This is a genomic window from Aliiglaciecola lipolytica E3, assembly GCF_000314975.1.
GTDB classification, from domain to species: Bacteria; Pseudomonadota; Gammaproteobacteria; order Enterobacterales; family Alteromonadaceae; genus Aliiglaciecola; species Aliiglaciecola lipolytica.
Window position 1 is genome coordinate 1 of record NZ_BAEN01000075.1, and the last position, 17,248, is coordinate 17,248.

Sequence of the window (17,248 nt, forward strand, 5' to 3'; positions counted from 1 at the left end):
GTAGGCGATTGCTTTAGCCCCGCGCAAATAACAGATTCCATGGCCTAAAGGCCATGCTACGGATTTTGAATTTCTGTACCCCATCCCATACTGAATCGACCTAAACTTAAAATTTGCCATTCCAAGGACTGAACAATGGCCAAAACATTAACAAAGGGACGCCGCTCCATTACCGGACAAGTTTATTTAATAACGGCTTGTACAAAAAATCGCGAGCCGCTGTTCAGCAATTTTAACCTTGCCAGAGTTGTCGTAAATCACATGAAAAAAGCGCAACAACGAGGAGATTTAAACTTCGTAAGTTGGGTAATTATGCCGGACCATTTTCATTTTTTAATTTCCTTAGAAGGCGATTCAAATCTCAGTGATGTTATTGGTTACATCAAAGGCACCACGTCACACCAAATTTGCAAACGGTTAAATCGACAAGGCGGAATTTGGCAAGCCGGATTTCACGACCACGCCATCCGCAATGAGGAAAATATAATTGATGTCGCACGATATATAGTCGCTAATCCATTAAGGGCAGGTATCGTGAAATCGTTAAAGCAATATCCCCATTGGGATTCGATTTATCTGTAGGCGGTTGCTTTAGCCCCGCGAGAACAGATGAGATTCCATGGCCTACAGGGCATGCTACGGCGGCATCTTTTACCTCGCGCGAACATACAAGATTCCATGGCCTAAAGGCCATGCTACAGGTAATCGCATACACCACTCCACGGCCTAAAGGCCATGCTACAGAATGTGGGTTTGATACCATGATTGGGTCAAAATCGCATATAACAAATCGACGTTTAACGACCCATTGGGTGTCTCTACTACATGGTCAAAACTGGCTAATAAAATGTTGTTATCGATTAATCCTAAATCTTGCAAACCTGGGTGTGCTAACAACTGGCGCAATTCGTTTTTATTTGCCCTAACCAAATTGGCAAAATGTTGATCAAACACCGTTTTGTTCTGGTCCCAACATACCGAATTAGGCAAATGGCCATCCATTGCTTTGCGCAATAAATACTTTGGATATTGCCCCTGAATATGCAACTTTTGTGGGATCGCAAAACTAAATTCAGCGATCTTTTTGTTAAAAAACGGATGATGCACATCAATTCCAAGCGGGTCGCACACATGCTGATAAGAACGCATACTATTGAACGTCGAGGTATGAAATAGCCCTTCATAACGTGCCCGTTTAGCTAGCTGATTGCTATCGGAAAACGGGTTGTGTTTACTGATGCCAGCCAATACCTCTTGTTGTTTAGCACCCAACCATGCCGGAAAATGCTCAGCATCCACAGGCTTTTTACCAAGTAAAGCCAACAAAGAAGCTGGCAGCGCAGGTTTAACTAACACTTGTAACATCACCGATAAAGGAGACATACCCAACAACTTGGCCGACTTAAAAACTTCCTTAATTACACTCAGGTCGCCGCTAATCAGTCGATCACGATAAGCAAAACTATGACCCCAACACATTTCGTCGCCGCCATTGCCAGTGAACAAGTGACGTCCCGCTAGTTGCCTGATGATCTGAGCTTCTTGTAAATACTTAGGTGATGCTACCACACCTGGATTTTGCAATTGCGTTGGATAGAGCCGCGCAAATGTATGTTCACTAAACTGATCCAGCTCCACAAAATGACTATGCTGAAGCGCTAAAAATGTACGCATTTCCTCAATTTTATCGATTTCATTACAGCTTTGTGTATCTCTATAAGTATGGGAAATAGAGTGCAAACTTAATTTATCATTTGCCTGTATCTGAGAATGCAACATGGCGGTGATGGAAGTGGAGTCCATACCACCGCTCATTTGGCTGAATAACGCCTGTAAAGCAGGTCCGTCAGTAATAAAATCCAATTTTTCTTTTACGCTTTGGCTCAGTAAATCAAAAAAGTAAGCTTGATACTCTGATTCATCCGCCAACGTCAGCGAATGGTTTTGATCAATATCCCAAAACCGTTCTACTTTGAGTGGCCTAGTTGAAGAGATAACTCCTGTATGTGCAAACGGCAATTGATGAATATTACTAAACATTGATCGATTTGGATCGGGCCGACCTGCAAGCCATTGCGAAATAGCCGTTTCATCAATTTTGGGTGGGGTCAAAAATTGCAGCAACGCCAAATCGGAGCTGACAATAAAACAATCGTCTTTAAATACATAAAACAACGAGCGGGGATTGAAAGCTGACGTGCTAAACCGCAATTCGCACGATCGTTGATCCCAACAGATGAGAATAAAATCACCCGCTAATTGTTTGATTGTACGGGTATAATCATCTGCGATCAGATCGCGCAGAGCGTGATCTTTTAGTGCAATATTGCACGTATTATGTGCAGATTCAGCATGATTACCACTCAAAATAACGTAAGGATCGTGTGGCGCAAAGTTGGTTAGATCAATTTGATCGCTTGGACGTACATCTCCCAAAATGACCATCTGTTTGGTGCTAGAACTAACATCGTAACTGTTTGAAATTATTGATTTATTTTTCTGAGCATAATATTGAGAAATCTTCTCAAAATAGCTAGCTGATTTAGATCCAAAAAGAGCAAACAATGATTTCATATAATTTTTAGACCTAATAAAAATTCGGAAACCCACATTATTAAACTGTACTATATGCTAAATGTCATGCAACTGTCATAACAAAGTGGTTTATAACCTTTTGTTTACAAACGCATTTTTTTGTCAGTATACTTTACAGATCAAAAAAGTATTAACAATTGCTTAACACGGTATTTTTGTTATATAGCTGATTTTTAAAGGGAAAATAATTTCTGGAATAGCTTTTGCAGTGTTTTAACCAGCAGTAGTCGCACAAAGTCACTTTCACAGAATTTAACGTTCATACAATGGACAGGTTAAGGAGCAACACATGATTAAAAAAATTCTTGTCGGTCTTTCATTAATTGGTTTGAGCCTTAACGCTCAGTCAGCCATTATTATTGATGAGTCGAATATCACAGGCGCCGATATGGCGGGCATGCAAGTCACAGCATTGTTTGGTGATGGTACTAGCGAAACTGGTATTTGGTCTGCGTTTCCAGATGTTGTGCTTGGCACAGGAAATGACGTTTTAGATGCTGAAGGTTTTTCTGGTGGTGTAGTTACATCAAGCTGGTCACTCACTCAACAAGGTTTCAGTAGCGGTAACGTTTCCCCAACCGGAGACGTACTAGGTGCTTGGACGCTAAGTAACTTAGCAGCAAGCTCTGGCATCGTCGCATTCATCGTTGAAGGTTTCACTGGCGGTATCGCATTCGATATCGATTCAGACAGTGTAGGCACTCCTTATTCAGGTGTTGGTGTCGCATTTGTTACCGAGTACGCCACAGACTTAGAAATTTACGCTGATCAGGTCAGCACAGAATACAGCGACTTATTTTTCACCTTAGGTGTGTTATTCGACTCATCACCGCTTGGTGTAGGCGAAGATTTGTTGTTTGTTGCTGATACTGAAAAAATGAAAGTACCAGAGCCAGCCAGCATCGCGATGTTATTAACTGGTTTGTTATTTGGTGCAGCACGCTTACGTAAACAATCAGACAATAGTTAATAGAGAAGGGGAGCACGTCATGATTAACATTGATTTAAATGAAACAGCAAGTGGCAAAAAGCCCTATTCTAAGCCTGAACTATCCAATCCGGGTAACTTGGCTGAGCTAACTCAAGGGTTTTCTGGCAGTATTCCTGATGAGCAAGGCGGGCACACAAAGCGTAATCCTTTCCAAGGATAAGCGTTCAACCGCTAATAAAGCTTCTAAGCAAGGACTGAACAGAGGCAATAGTCACACATATGCAAGATAAATATTATTCAACGCCGTTACACGGCGTTGAATGTCTTTTGCCTGATGTTAAGCCAAATAGTTCACACGTTAATTCCGCTGAGTTAAGCGTTGAACTTGAATTTGCAAAAGTTGCCAGTTGTGCTGAGCTAGAACCAATATGGACGTTAAAAGATCAAGGACTGAGATACCTCACCGAATTAAATCTTTATCCCTATATTTGTGCTGATCAAGAACAACACGAAACACCCAATACTTCAGATAAAGCCTATGTGCTTGCAGTGAATTGCGAAGGTAAAGGGCGTTTTCTAATTCAGCAAAATAAAATAACCATAGATTGGGAAGCTGGTACGCCATCTTCTCACTATTTTCAGACTTTGGCGTTAGCCCTGTGGCTGGAAATAAAACAAATACCTTGCATACATGCAAATGCATTAAAGCGAGATAAAAAGACGTTCGCATTGGTAGCGGCAAGTGGCACTGGTAAGTCAACATTGAGTGCCAAATTACAGCAACTAGGATGCGCTTGGTTAACCGACGATATGCTCGCATTGCATCAAGATAGTGCAAAAAATGCATCGAAAAGCAGCTTTCAGGTATACCCAAGTTGGCCTATCGCACGTATGTGGCCAGATTCAGTTGAAAACGTGTTGGGACAACAAGAAAGTGTTCTCAACAAAGTACATGCAAGATTTAATAAGCGGCTTATTGAGCTGCAAGAACTGAGCGATGAGAACAAATATTTCTCAGAATTATCAGTTATATACATTCTTAATAGAACTGTAACAGATGGGGTAGATAATAGCCCCGCCTGCAAAATTGAGACTATCAATTCAAGTCAGGCACTAATCTTGCTGTTACAGAATAGTATATTGGGAAATGCCTATTCGGCATTGGAACTAGAATTTAACAGAATACGCCAGCTGTCCATTTTGGTTCAATCAACAAAGATAAAAAAAATCACTTACTCTAGTGGTAAGGAAAATTTGGATTTCGTAAGTAAGGCTATTTTAGAAGACTTGAATAAACCCTAATTTCATTCAACTTCTTAAAAGTAAAGGAACTAGATAAATGAATATGCAAGGTGGTATGGTTAAAAACAATACCAATAAGTTTGCAGCAGCTTATCGACTTGTTGATATTGTGGTGATACAAATCGCACTTTACTGTGCGGTAATTGTTTATGGTTTAGATTACTCTAAAGAGTATTTTATACTGTCACTAATCGGTTCCGGTGGTTTTGCGCTCGTAGCTGAGTCGTTCGCTCTCTACCGTTCTTGGCGAGCCGGCTTTTTCAAACAGATCGTCTTCTACACTTTTCTGTGCTGGGCTTGCGCCTGTATGTTAGTGCTTACCTATTTATTCTTCTTTAAATTAGCCGAAGAGTTTTCACGTTTCTCCCTCGCCATTTGGTTTGCTATGGCCTTTATGGCATTAGTGGGTTGGCGCATTGTTTTCCAATTGTTTTTGCACAATATGCGACGCAAGGGCTACAACACTCGAAGTATTGCCATATTCGGATTGTCAGACAAAGGCATACGCTTAGCCGAAGAAGTGATGAAAAGCCCTGAAACGGGGTACCGACTTACTGCTATTTTTGACGATCGCGCACAAGACAGATTAAACGAAAATTATCACTATTTATTGCACGGCAATGTAGAAAAAGGCATTGATTGCGCAAAACGCGGCTTATATGACGTTATCTATATTGCTCTGCCCATCAAAGCACAGCATCGTATTCAGGGGATGCTATACCAACTCGGTGATACCACTGCTAATGTGCATGTCGTACCTGACTTATTCATGTATTGTTTGATGCACGGTGAAATGTCGCATGTAGGTGGCGTGCAAACCATAAGTGTGTACGACAACCCTATGCAAGGCGGTATTGCCATTGTAAAACGCTTAGAAGACTTGTTCTTGTCAGTCGCCATCTTAAGTTTAATTGCCATACCTATGTTATGCATTGCTGCAGCGGTCAAATTGACCTCTAAAGGCCCAATCATCTTTAAACAAGACCGATACGGATTGAACGGACGTAAAATTAAAGTGTGGAAATTCCGCTCCATGACAGTGACCGAAAACGCCGACAAAGTAACTCAGGCCACCAAAGGTGACAAACGTATCACTAAAGTAGGTGCATTTTTAAGAAGAACCTCACTCGACGAACTTCCACAGTTTATTAACGTGTTAAAAGGTGACATGTCGGTGATTGGACCGCGGCCTCACGCTGTTTCACATAACGAAGAATATCGAAAACTTGTGGATTACTATATGCTGCGTCATAAAGTAAAACCTGGCATAACGGGTTGGGCACAAGTGAACGGTTGGCGCGGTGAAACCGACACCGTCGACAAAATGAAAATGCGCATCGAGTACGACCTCGAATACATTCGAAACTGGTCTTTGTGGATGGATTTTAAAATAGTAATTTTTACCATTTTCCGCAGTTTTACTGACAAGAATGCGTATTAGCTATGAAATGACTTTGTGAACTAAGTGACCAGTTTAAGTGTTGTCTAAATTTAAAAATTTGAGTGACGAACATGTTTCAAAAAGAAACATTCGTTTAATCCTATCCGTAACTACATCGATTGTTGCAAAATTTGTAAGTATGGGGGCTGCGTTAATAACAATACCGTTGACGCTTGATTATTTAGGGACGCAACTTTTTGGTGTCTGGATGGTAATTTCAGGAATAGTTGCATTTATGAGCTTTAGCGATTTAGGTTTGGGTATGGGCCTTCAGAATGCTTTAAGCAGGTCACAGGGTGAAAACGACACTTCTTCTCCTCGACACTTCATATCTAATTGTTATTTCTTCGCTGCTTTTCTATCTTTGGTACTCTGTATTATTTTGGTTATTTTAAACAATATTTTTTCGTTTTCGTGGGTGTTTGAATTAGATAATAAATTTGAACTTGATGAAGCTCTGACTGCTATGAAGTTATCCATATTGATTTTCATTGTAGCGATACCAATTTCACTAATATCAAGAGTTTTGTCGGGAATTCAAAAAAGCTATATAGCTAGCAATCTATTAATGTTGGGGAGTATATTAAGCTTACTTTCAATATTCTTAACTATTTATTTTGATTTAGGAATAATTGGTTTGGCTACGTTATATATTTCTTCTCCTGTATTGATAAACCTACTATTCAGTATTTATTTTTTCACCAAAAATAAGTCTCTAATTCCCAAATTTTCGAATATTTCTAAGAGGCATTTTTCTGTAATTTTTTCATCTGGAATATGGACCGTTTTGACTCAATTAGTTTACACAGCGAAAATGAATTTGCCTATCGTAATTATTTCATCTTTTATAGGAATGGTTGCCGTAGCCGAATTTTCAATAACTCAAAGGTTGGTTGGTATTTTATCAGCCCTGATTAGTATGGCTTTACAGCCATTGTGGGCAGTATATGGTGAGGCATATTACCGAGGTGATAAAGTATGGGTAACTAAAACGTTAGTAAAATCAATACGTTTGACTGTTTTAATTACTTCCACCGCTGGATTGCTACTTGTTTTTATAGGGCAAAATATAATCACATTGTGGTTAGGTGAGGGATCACCGTTACCGTCAAAAATACTCGTTTTATCTTTTTCACTCTGGGCATTAGCTTCAAATATCAATGTTTGTTATGCGATGCTGCTTAACGGAACTGGGAATTTCAAAAGACCATTTTTTTACTCTATCATTTGTGTTTCGATAGGGCTTCTAATTAGTACAATTTTTATACATTCTCTCGGCTTAGTAGGGATTGTACTGACTTTGTTTATTTGTTCAGAGCTATTCAGGATTCCTTTTAATTATCTAGAATCTAAAAGGGTAATAAAGAAATTAAACAATGAAGGATGTTCATGTTAGCTCCAATATTTATATTTTCACTTCCTCGTTCAGGGTCCACCTTGCTGCAACGAACACTATCTGGACATCCGGATATTGCTACATCCTCTGAGCCTTGGATTTTACTTCCTTTTTGCTATTCAACAAATAGCGAGGGAGTGCTTTCGGAGTACATCCATCACACATCTTACAGAGCAATTAATGATTTCGTGAACAGTGTTGGGAAAGAACGTTATTCAAGTGAACTTGCTAAGTTTGTAACTTCGTTGTATGAATCTCTATGCACAAATGACGAGAAGTATTTTATAGATAAAACTCCTAGATATTATTTGATAATCAATGAAATCAAATATCTTTTTCCTAATGCAAAAATCATTTTTTTATTTCGAAATCCGGTCCATGTTTTAGGTTCGATAATAGATACGTTTTCAAATAGAGGATTAAAAAAAATTCATGCATATGATATTGACATGACTATTGGCTTTGAAATGCTCTCAAATGGGTTTGAATCTTTAAAAGATGAAGCTTATTTTTTAAGGTATGAAGAATTCGTAACCTCTCCCGAAAAACACCTAATCGAAATTTGCCAATACTTAGAACTTGAGTTTCAACCTGAAATGCTTAGTTCACTATCCGGACGGAAAATAACAGGAAATATGGGAGATCCAGTTAAAAGTAATACTTCACGGAATATTGATTCATCCAGCATGAATAAGTGGAAGAAAAGTTGTGCTGGAATTTATAGAAAGAGAGTTGTTAAAAAATACATTAAGAATATTGAAGAAAGAGCTTTCGAGTCGCAAGGATACTCAAAACAACTTATTTTAGAAGAGGTGAGCGGATTGGAGGGGCATTTTCATTCATTTATTAATGACATTATTCACTACAACCTTGGGAGGATAATAAACATTTTTAAGTTGAATATCTTTAGAGGTAAATCATATCGAGTATGGACTAAAAGAAAGTACCTAGGCTAATCGACTTATTATGATTTTATTTAATTATTTGTTTGCAGGTATTATTTCTAGCCAAAAAATTACTTTTTTTGGCGAAATTTATATAGGTGAGTTAATTTGTGGTTTAGTTGTGCTTTTAAATTTAAAAAATATAAAGCTTTCTTCTTTTACAAAACAAATCATTATTCTCCTATTTATTTGGTTTTTTGTTCAAATATTCTCTGACATTATTAACAATACTGATTTACTTAAGTCACTTAAAGGAATTTTGATTCCAGTTTTTGTACTAGTGATATATTTAGGCTTGGACACATATTTTAGGGATAAAGCGAAGTATTTATTCCCTTATCTAATCGGCGTTTTTATTGGTTTTGCGCTCACACGCTTTATTATTGGAAGTGAAGAGTTTCAATCTAATCCTTGGAAATGGGGGGTTGGTTCTTGTGTCGCACTTTGTTTTTTTATGTTTCTCGATTTCAAAATTATTAAAAATAAACAATTTTATCTATTAATAGGAGCACTTTTTTTAATTTCCTTATGTTTCGCAAATTCATCAAGAGCGTTAGCTGGATTTATATTTATTCCAACTTTAATTTGTTTATTTACCTTTAACTTCTGTAACCTAAATAAATTAAATATGGTAAATAAGTCTGTAACATTTCAACTGAGTTTCTACCTTTTTATTTTATTTTCCATAGTTATTTTCGATCGTATTCTATATCTACTTTTTACATTTGAACCATTTCTAGATTTACTACCGATAGAAGATGCTTTCAAATATAGTATTCAAGCTCAAAGTCAGTGGGGAGTTATACTGGGAGGGCGAACTGAATTGCTAATATCGTTAAAAGCATTTTTTGATGCCCCTTTGTTTGGGCATGGTTCATGGGCAGAGAATTCATTTTATAAGTTCGCTCATTTAAAGTTAATTGATGACTCTGGTGGTGCGTTGATGGACTTAAGAACGGCTGAGCTAAACACTAAAACTTTATTAATTCCAACTCATTCTTATTTAATGGGGGCTATTGTGTGGGGAGGTTTTTTTGCCGGGTTATTTTGGTTGAGAATTTTGGGACTATTAATATCAGGCTTCTTAAAGCCAGATATCTTGAACTCACCGTTAAAGCTTTTCATAAGTGTAAGCTTAATCTGGAACATTCTGTTTTCTCCATTTGGTGCCGACGCAAGATGGCTATCAACTGTTCTACTTTGGCTTTATGTATTTAAACACGTCAAAACTGGAATTCAAAAAGGGATTAAAAATGAAGATTTCAATCGTCACAATATCGTATAACCAGGGTAAATTTTTGCGATCGTGTATCGATTCGGTTTTATCTGAAAAGAATAAACTGGCTGATATTGGTGTAGAGCTCAATTATATAATTGTAGATCCCGGTAGTACAGATGGAAGCCGTGAACTTATTCAATCTTACGGTGACGAAGTCGTTAAGCTGTTTGAGAAAGATAAAGGCCCAGCAGATGGCTTAAACAATGGGTTTTCAAAAGCAGATGGCGATATTTTTGGATATCTAAATTCTGATGACATTTTGGTTCCTGGAGCTTTAGTAAAAGTAGCTGAATTTTTTAAGGAACACTCTACTACAACTGACATTGTAAGCGGTGCGGCAAACTTAATCGGGGCAAACGACGAGGTTTACCGTATTTTATATTCAGACTCATATAGTAAAAAGGCATACGCATATTCAGGGTGTGTATTGATCCAACCGTCTTCTTTTTTTACGCGAGAAATGTACCTCAAAACAAAAGGCTTTAATGCAAATAATAAAACTAATTGGGATGGAGAATTGTTTGTTGATATGGCTCTTCAAGGTGCTAGATTCACTAAAATAAATGATATTTTAAGTGGTTACAGAGTCCACGATGAAAGTATAACGGGAACTATGTCAACAGCGGAAAAAATGAAAGAATATAGAGCTCGAATGTACACCAAAATAACGGGTAAACATATTTCATCTTATTCTAAATCCACGGAAACTTATTACAAATACAAAAGAAAAATTAAAAATTGGCGAGATACCCTTGAACGAATTAAAGGTGGGCGCTCTTTTGGACGTGCGCTATGACAAAGCTAAAAAAACTTTTTTTGATAAGCTCATTTATTCTCCCATCTAAATTTAAAGTGTACTTGTACGCAAAAGTGTTGGGTTGGAACATCTCTCCGTCTGCACGTATTGGTTATTCATTAATTTTGTGTGAAGAATTATCCATGCAAAATGGAGCAAAGATTGCCAGTTTAACTTGTATAAAAGGCCTATCGCGGTTGGAAATGGAAGAAAGTAGTTCTATCGGCCCACTCAACTGGATAACTGGTTTTCCTCTGATTAAAAGTAAGCATTTTGAGGAGGATATTGATAGAGAGCCATTACTTCATATTCAAAAACATTCTGCAATTACCTCAAGACATATACTGGATTGTACAAACAAAGTCACAATAGGGAAATACTCAACGTTTGCTGGTTTTAGAAGTCAAATATTAACTCACTCAATTGATTTAAAAGAAGGAAGACAACGAAGCGCTCCCGTAAATATAGGTGATTATTGTTTCGTTGGGACTAGCTGTGTTTTGCTTCCTGGCTCGAAAATTCCAAATTACTCAATTCTTGCTGCAGGATCGGTTCTGACAAAAGAAATGTTAGAAGAGAACTGCTTATATGGAGGCGGACCAGCCAAAAAAATTAGTGCAATAAACCCTGATGAATATGGTTACATGAAAAGGAAAGTCGGCTTCACATGGTAGTTCCAATTTTCTCTAGATTTTTTGATTTTCGACAAGGAAATTTCATATGAAAATTCTTAGAGTCATATCATCCGTTGATAAAACCAATGGCGGCCCAATTAATGGTTTGCTTAACAGTTCAAAAGAATTGGTGGCGAGAGGGCACGAAGTAACAGTTTTATCTCTTGATGATCCATTAGATAACCATGTGGCTACTTTCCCATTTCCGCTAGTAACCTTTAAAAGCAGATTAGGTGCACTAAAATATTCTTCTCAGTTTTCACTGTGGTTGGAACAAAACGTTAGTAACTTCGATGTGGTTATTATCCATGGTATTTGGCAGTTCCATAGCTATGCTGCGGCTAAAGCTTGTGTAAAACAGAATGTTCCATACGTTTTATTTACTCATGGAATGTTAGACCCTTGGTTCACCGAAACGAATCTCCTTGGTCGTGTAAAGAAGACGATTTATTGGAAACTGTTTGAGCGACACGCAATTAATAACGCTGCTCAGGTTTTGTTTACTTCAAAGGAAGAATTAAGGTTAGCTCGAAAGCCCTTTTCTCCGTATTCACCAAATGAAAAAGTGGTGGCCTACGGTAGCCCTATTCCTAACACAAATGAGGCAAATGCGAAGCACGCTTTTTTTGCCAAATTCCCTAATTTACAAGACAAACTGTTTCTTTTGTTTTTAAGCCGCATACATGAAAAGAAGGGCATCGATTTATTAATTGAAGCTATGGGGGAATTTAACGACAAATATCCCGATATGCAGTTGGCGATAGCCGGGCCAGATCACAATAAATTACAACCAAAACTACAAGAAAGGGCAAAGGCGTTAAATATCGAAGACCGAATTAGTTGGTTAGGCATGCTGGATGCAGAAATTAAGTGGGGGGCTTTTTATGCGTGTGATGCATTTGTTTTACCATCCCATCAAGAAAATTTCGGCATTGTTGTGTCTGAAGCACTGTCTACCGGAACGCCTGTACTTATAACTAAAAAAGTCAACATTTGGACCGAAGTTGTCGATGCAAATGCCGGCTTTGCAGAAGCTGATTCTGTAACCGGAGTTAAAAGTGTATTAAATTCTTGGTTGTCTTTAGACCCTGAAGGCTGCTTACAAATGAAACAAAATGCACTGGATTGCTATAAACGCAATTTCTCTATGGAAGCGGCTGTAGACGATCTAGAACGAGTGCTTCTTTTTACAGCAAACTTAACGACTCAAAATGAAGCTAAATTCACTCATTCGGTTGAGCGTAGCTAATGTTAGAAAAAAACACTATTACCGATCCCGTGTTTCCAATTTCGTTTAAAATAAAGCGGCTTATTTGGATGGTTTTTTATCTGATTTTTTTTAAGTTTAGCCCAAATTTTTTGTTTTCTTATCGGGCTGCGTTATTGAGATTATGGGGGGCGAACGTTTCTAACAAAGCGAGGATATACCCAACAGCCAAAATCTGGTGGCCGCAAAATTTAACAATGGATGATCTTGCTACAATTGGCCCTGATGTAACAGTTTATAACCAAGGAAATATCAAAATAGAAGAAAGCGCCATTATAAGTCAAGGAGCTCACCTGTGTGCTAGCACTCATGATTATAATGACCCTCTTCATCCGCTTGTATTGGCCCCAATTAGTATCGGCAAAAATGTTTGGGTGTGTTCAGAAGCATTCATAGGTCCAAACGTAACACTAGCAGAAGGAACCGTTGTGGGTGCCAGAGCCGTTGTTTCTAAGAATACTGACGAGTGGGCGGTGTATGCCGGTAACCCAGCAAAGCGGATCAAATCAAGAGAATGGAACTTGTAGATGAGTAATAACTTAACAGTTGTCATCCTTACTTTTAATGAGCAAATTCACATTCAAAGGTGTATTGAAAGTGTCTGCAAATTGACTGACCAGATAATGGTTGTAGACTCGTACTCCACTGATAACACCTGCAATATTTCTGTTGAGCACGGAGCAAAAGTTTATCAAAACATCTTTATTAACCAAGCTCAGCAATTTCAATGGGCTATGGACAATTGCGACATTGAGTCGACTTGGGTGCTTCGATTAGATGCAGATGAAACTATTGATAGCGAAATGGTAAGCAATATTAAAGACTTTATGGCTAATGATGGCTACGGTCACAATGCTGGCATTTTGAACAGAAAGCATATCTTTTTAGGTAAGTGGGTTAAGCATGGTGGTAGATATCCTTTGCCCATGTTGCGCTTGTTCAAACGAGGAACTGCGCATGTTGAACAGCGATGGATGGATGAACACATTGTGCTTGATGAAGGCACTGCAAAAGTCATTGATGGTGGTTTTGAAGACAATAATATCAATTCAGTGTCTTGGTTTATCGATAAGCACAACAAATACGCAACCCGTGAAATGGTTGACATTATGCTCAAACGACTACGCCCTGAATCATCTTCTGAAATAACCGAGAATACTGGTTTTGCGATACGCCTTAAACGCTTTCTAAAAGAGTCGGTTTATATGCAGCTTCCATATTTTGTGCGGCCGTTTTTGTATTTTAATTTTCGTTATTTTTTACAGCTTGGTTTTCTAGACGGTGGACGCGGTTTTGCGTACCACTTTATGCAGGCTTTTTGGTATCGAGCTTTGGTCGACTTAAAATGCATTGAGGTCGAGCGACTCTGGCAAAGTTGCACTGATGATGCAAGTAAAGTAAGTGCCTTAGCACAATATAGTGGTTATGAATTGCAATGATCAAATTTGGTGCACTATTAACCTTAACGTTATTTTATAGGGCACTTAATCGCGCTTTATAACTAAATTATTTCAGTACAGGCAATGAGCTTTATTATTCAACGATTAATAATTCCCTCTTACTTAATGATTTCTTCTGAGCTTTAAACATTCAGCGGTTCTTTATTGGGTAATTATTAGTAAAAAAGGCGTTTTTACTTCGTTTTTTGGTATTTAAAAATATTGAAACAATATTCCAGTAGCGTAGCTGCGGCTGGTAGGAGATTTGCATAATAGATGAATTGATAGCGTTATTGTTTACATGAAATGGTGTGGTGAGTGCGTTAAAGGCATTTTAAATAGTAGTAGATGATAACTACGAAGTGGTTTGTTCGCGGGAAAGTAACAAATTTTTTATTAGGGATATCGAATGAAACTGCTTCTGAAAAGCTTAAATTATGCCCCCGAATTAACCGGGATTGGCAAATACAATGGTGAGATGTGCGAAGCCTTTGTGGAAAGAGGCGTCGAAGTTACGGCTATTGTCGCGCCGCCTTATTACCCTGAATGGAAAGTTCATGAGGGTTTTCGAAAGTATTGGTTTAAACCTGAAGTTAACAATGGTGTCGAGTTAATTCGATGCCCAATGTATGTGCCTAAAAAAGTCTCTACTGCTAAACGATTAGTGCATTTATGTTCTTTTGCGTTAAGTTCCGGAGTGGCGCTTTTTTCGCGTCTTTTCCGCAAAACTGATGTGATAGTGTTGGTGCAACCAACGTTGTTCTGTGCGCCTTTAACCTTGCTATACGCTAAAATAACCAATACTAAAACGGTGTTACATATTCAAGATTTTGAAGTGGATGCCATATTTGGTTTGGGCTTAATGGGTGAAGGTAAAGCCGCTAGTTTAGCTAAAAAAATTGAGCGCTGGTTAATGTCGGGGTTCGATGCTGTTTCCACTATTTCGTATAGCATGATCGACAACGCAAAAAACAAAGGTGTGCCTGAACATAAGTTAATTCATTTTCCCAACTGGTCAGATACATCTTTTGTAACGCCACAAACCAACGGCACCGCTTTACGCGAAGAATGGGGTTTTAGTACCGACGACAAAGTGTTTTTATACGCCGGCAATATGGGGTCTAAACAAGGTTTAGAGATTGTATTAGAAGCCGCCGATAGACTGCGTCAAAATTCACGAGTTAAATTTGTGTTTGTGGGCGCAGGGGCAAATGTGGATGCGCTTAAAAGGTTGGCAGCGAACCTAGAGTTAACCAACGTGTTTTTTAAACCTCTGCAACCGTGGGAATTAGTACCACAAATGCTTGCCATGGCCGATGTGCACTTGGTTATCCAGAAGAAAGGAGCGGCAGATGCAGTATTGCCGTCTAAGTTAACGAATATCTTGTCTGCAGGAGGGCATGCTATCGTTACCGCTGAAGAAAATACCGAATTAGGTCGTATAGAAAAACAACAACCTGGCATCTATGAGTGTATTGAACCGGAAAGTGTTGGTACACTTGTAACAGCAATTGAAAGTGCTTTGGAAAAAGACACAACACAGCATAATGAGTTGGCGCGCAAGTTTGCGTTGACGTATTTAGATAAAAATACCATTATCGATAAATTTATTGGTCAATTAGTAGACATAACGGAATCAAATTCAGATTTTGCAAAGGAAATAGAATGACAAAGAAAGTCGCATTAATTACTGGGGTTACAGGTCAAGACGGTTCTTACCTGGCAGAGTTTTTGTTGGAAAAAGGGTATGAAGTTCACGGCATTAAACGTCGTGCTTCGTTGTTTAACACTCAGCGTGTCGATCACATTTATGAAGATCCGCATGTCGAAAACGCGAATTTTAAATTACATTACGGCGACTTATCTGATTCGTCTAACTTGATTCGTATTATGCGTGAAGTAGAGCCAGACGAAGTGTACAACTTGGGCGCTCAGTCTCACGTTGCTGTTTCATTTGAAGCGCCAGAATATACAGCTGATGTGGATGCCCTAGGTACCTTACGTTTGTTAGAAGCGATTCGCTTTTTAGGATTGGAAAAGAAAACCAAATTTTACCAAGCATCTACTTCTGAATTGTACGGTGAAGTACAAGAGATTCCGCAAAAAGAAACTACTCCGTTTCACCCGCGCTCACCTTATGCTGTAGCTAAAATGTATGCTTACTGGATTGCAGTAAACTACCGTGAATCTTATGGCATTTATGCGTGTAACGGTATTTTGTTTAACCATGAGTCTCCGCGCCGTGGTGAAACCTTTGTAACACGCAAAATTACGCGTGCCATTGCCAACATTGCTCAAGGTTTAGAAGAGTGTTTGTTCTTAGGTAATATGGACGCGTTACGTGACTGGGGTCATGCAAAAGATTACGTTCGTATGCAATGGATGATGTTGCAACAAGACACTCCAGAAGATTTTGTTATTGCAACGGGCAAACAGATTTCTGTACGTGAGTTTGTGCGTATGTCGGCTGCTGAAGCAGGTATTACCCTTGAATTTAGCGGCGAAGGTGTAGATGAAATTGCCACGGTAACAGCCGTTTCTGGTGATGATGCACCAGGCGTTAAAGTCGGTGATGTGATAGTGAAAGTTGACCCACGTTACTTCCGTCCTGCAGAAGTTGAAACCCTATTGGGCGACCCAAGCAAAGCCAAAGAGAAACTTGGCTGGGTACCAGAGATCACCGTCGAAGAAATGTGTGCCGAAATGGTACGTTGCGACCTAGACAAAGCCAAACAACATGCCTTATTGAAAGAGCATGGATATTCAATGGCGGTTTCAAGAGAATAGTAAAATATGTAGCATGGAATTTATTCCATGTTGTAGCACGGGATTCATCCCGTGGGTGCAAGGTGATTTGATATTCACGCGGGGCTAAAGCCCCACCTACAGGTAACATGGAATTTATTCCATGGAGTTGTAGCACGGGATTCATCCCGTGGATTGTAGGGTGTGTTGATATCCTCGCGGGGCTAAAGCCCCACCTACAGGTAACATGGAATTTATTCCATGGGTTGTAGCACGGGATTCATCCCGTGGATTGTTGGGTGTTTTGATATTCCCGCGAGGCTAAAGCCCCACCTACATTTAGCATGGAATTTATTCCATGGGTTGTAGCACGGGATTCATCCCGTGGGATGTAGGATGTTTTGATATCTTCGCGGGGCTAAAGCCCCACATACAGGTA

At 38.9% G+C, this 17,248-nt stretch carries 16 protein-coding genes; 15 read left to right on the forward strand and 1 reads right to left on the reverse strand.

Annotated elements, in window-relative coordinates:
* Positions 1–135: 135 nt before the first annotated feature.
* Entirely contained in the window at positions 136–582 is a 447-nt protein-coding gene (locus tag GLIP_RS18590; RefSeq protein WP_008846239.1) for an REP-associated tyrosine transposase, read from the forward strand.
* A gap of 156 nt (positions 583–738) precedes the next feature.
* Here the strand turns inward: GLIP_RS18590 and GLIP_RS18595 are convergent, their stop codons facing one another.
* Positions 739–2,574 carry an asparagine synthase-related protein gene (locus tag GLIP_RS18595; RefSeq protein WP_008846240.1) on the reverse strand — a complete coding sequence of 612 codons (1,836 nt, stop codon included), beginning with the start codon at positions 2,572–2,574 and terminating at the stop codon, positions 739–741.
* 310 nt (positions 2,575–2,884) lie between these two features.
* Here GLIP_RS18595 and GLIP_RS18600 point away from each other — a divergent pair, with 310 nt between their 5' ends.
* The 14 genes from GLIP_RS18600 (at position 2,885) to gmd (ending at position 16,851) form a co-directional block, all read left to right on the forward strand.
* A complete protein-coding gene (locus GLIP_RS18600; protein ID WP_008846241.1) occupies positions 2,885–3,565 on the forward strand; it encodes a PEP-CTERM sorting domain-containing protein in 681 nt (226 codons plus the stop codon).
* 19 nt (positions 3,566–3,584) lie between these two features.
* Positions 3,585–3,746 carry a lasso RiPP family leader peptide-containing protein gene (locus tag GLIP_RS21980; RefSeq protein ID WP_008846242.1) on the forward strand — a complete coding sequence of 54 codons (162 nt, stop codon included), beginning with the start codon at positions 3,585–3,587 and terminating at the stop codon, positions 3,744–3,746.
* A 59-nt stretch (positions 3,747–3,805) separates the two neighbouring features.
* Complete coding sequence (locus tag GLIP_RS18605) at positions 3,806–4,828, forward strand: hypothetical protein (RefSeq protein WP_008846243.1); 1,023 nt, start codon at positions 3,806–3,808, stop codon at positions 4,826–4,828.
* Between the two features lie 37 nt (positions 4,829–4,865).
* A complete protein-coding gene (locus GLIP_RS18610) occupies positions 4,866–6,269 on the forward strand; it encodes an undecaprenyl-phosphate glucose phosphotransferase (RefSeq protein ID WP_008846244.1) in 1,404 nt (467 codons plus the stop codon).
* 37 nt (positions 6,270–6,306) lie between these two features.
* Entirely contained in the window at positions 6,307–7,665 is a 1,359-nt protein-coding gene (locus tag GLIP_RS18615; protein ID WP_008846245.1) for a lipopolysaccharide biosynthesis protein, read from the forward strand.
* Complete coding sequence (locus GLIP_RS18620; protein ID WP_008846246.1) at positions 7,659–8,621, forward strand: sulfotransferase family protein; 963 nt, start codon at positions 7,659–7,661, stop codon at positions 8,619–8,621. Before GLIP_RS18615 ends, GLIP_RS18620 begins: the two co-directional genes overlap by 7 nt.
* A 10-nt stretch (positions 8,622–8,631) precedes the next feature.
* Positions 8,632–9,894 (forward strand): hypothetical protein, encoded by a 1,263-nt coding sequence (locus GLIP_RS18625; RefSeq protein WP_008846247.1) that lies wholly within the window; start codon positions 8,632–8,634, stop codon positions 9,892–9,894.
* Positions 9,863–10,684 carry a glycosyltransferase gene (locus GLIP_RS18630; protein ID WP_008846248.1) on the forward strand — a complete coding sequence of 274 codons (822 nt, stop codon included), beginning with the start codon at positions 9,863–9,865 and terminating at the stop codon, positions 10,682–10,684. The genes GLIP_RS18625 and GLIP_RS18630 overlap by 32 nt, the downstream gene beginning before the upstream one ends.
* Complete coding sequence (locus GLIP_RS18635) at positions 10,681–11,358, forward strand: acyltransferase (protein ID WP_008846249.1); 678 nt, start codon at positions 10,681–10,683, stop codon at positions 11,356–11,358. Before GLIP_RS18630 ends, GLIP_RS18635 begins: the two co-directional genes overlap by 4 nt.
* 46 nt (positions 11,359–11,404) lie before the next feature.
* Positions 11,405–12,607, forward strand: a complete 1,203-nt coding sequence (locus tag GLIP_RS18640; protein WP_008846250.1) for a glycosyltransferase — start codon at positions 11,405–11,407, stop codon at positions 12,605–12,607.
* Positions 12,607–13,152: an LbetaH domain-containing protein gene (locus GLIP_RS18645; protein WP_008846251.1), complete on the forward strand. Its 546-nt coding sequence runs from the start codon at positions 12,607–12,609 to the stop codon at positions 13,150–13,152. Before GLIP_RS18640 ends, GLIP_RS18645 begins: the two co-directional genes overlap by 1 nt.
* Positions 13,153–14,064 carry a glycosyltransferase family 2 protein gene (locus tag GLIP_RS18650; protein ID WP_040523621.1) on the forward strand — a complete coding sequence of 304 codons (912 nt, stop codon included), beginning with the start codon at positions 13,153–13,155 and terminating at the stop codon, positions 14,062–14,064.
* 409 nt (positions 14,065–14,473) lie between these two features.
* Positions 14,474–15,733, forward strand: a complete 1,260-nt coding sequence (locus GLIP_RS18655; protein WP_008846253.1) for a WcaI family glycosyltransferase — start codon at positions 14,474–14,476, stop codon at positions 15,731–15,733.
* Positions 15,730–16,851: a GDP-mannose 4,6-dehydratase gene (gmd, locus tag GLIP_RS18660; RefSeq protein ID WP_008846254.1), complete on the forward strand. Its 1,122-nt coding sequence runs from the start codon at positions 15,730–15,732 to the stop codon at positions 16,849–16,851. The genes GLIP_RS18655 and gmd overlap by 4 nt, the downstream gene beginning before the upstream one ends.
* Positions 16,852–17,248 lie beyond the last annotated feature (397 nt).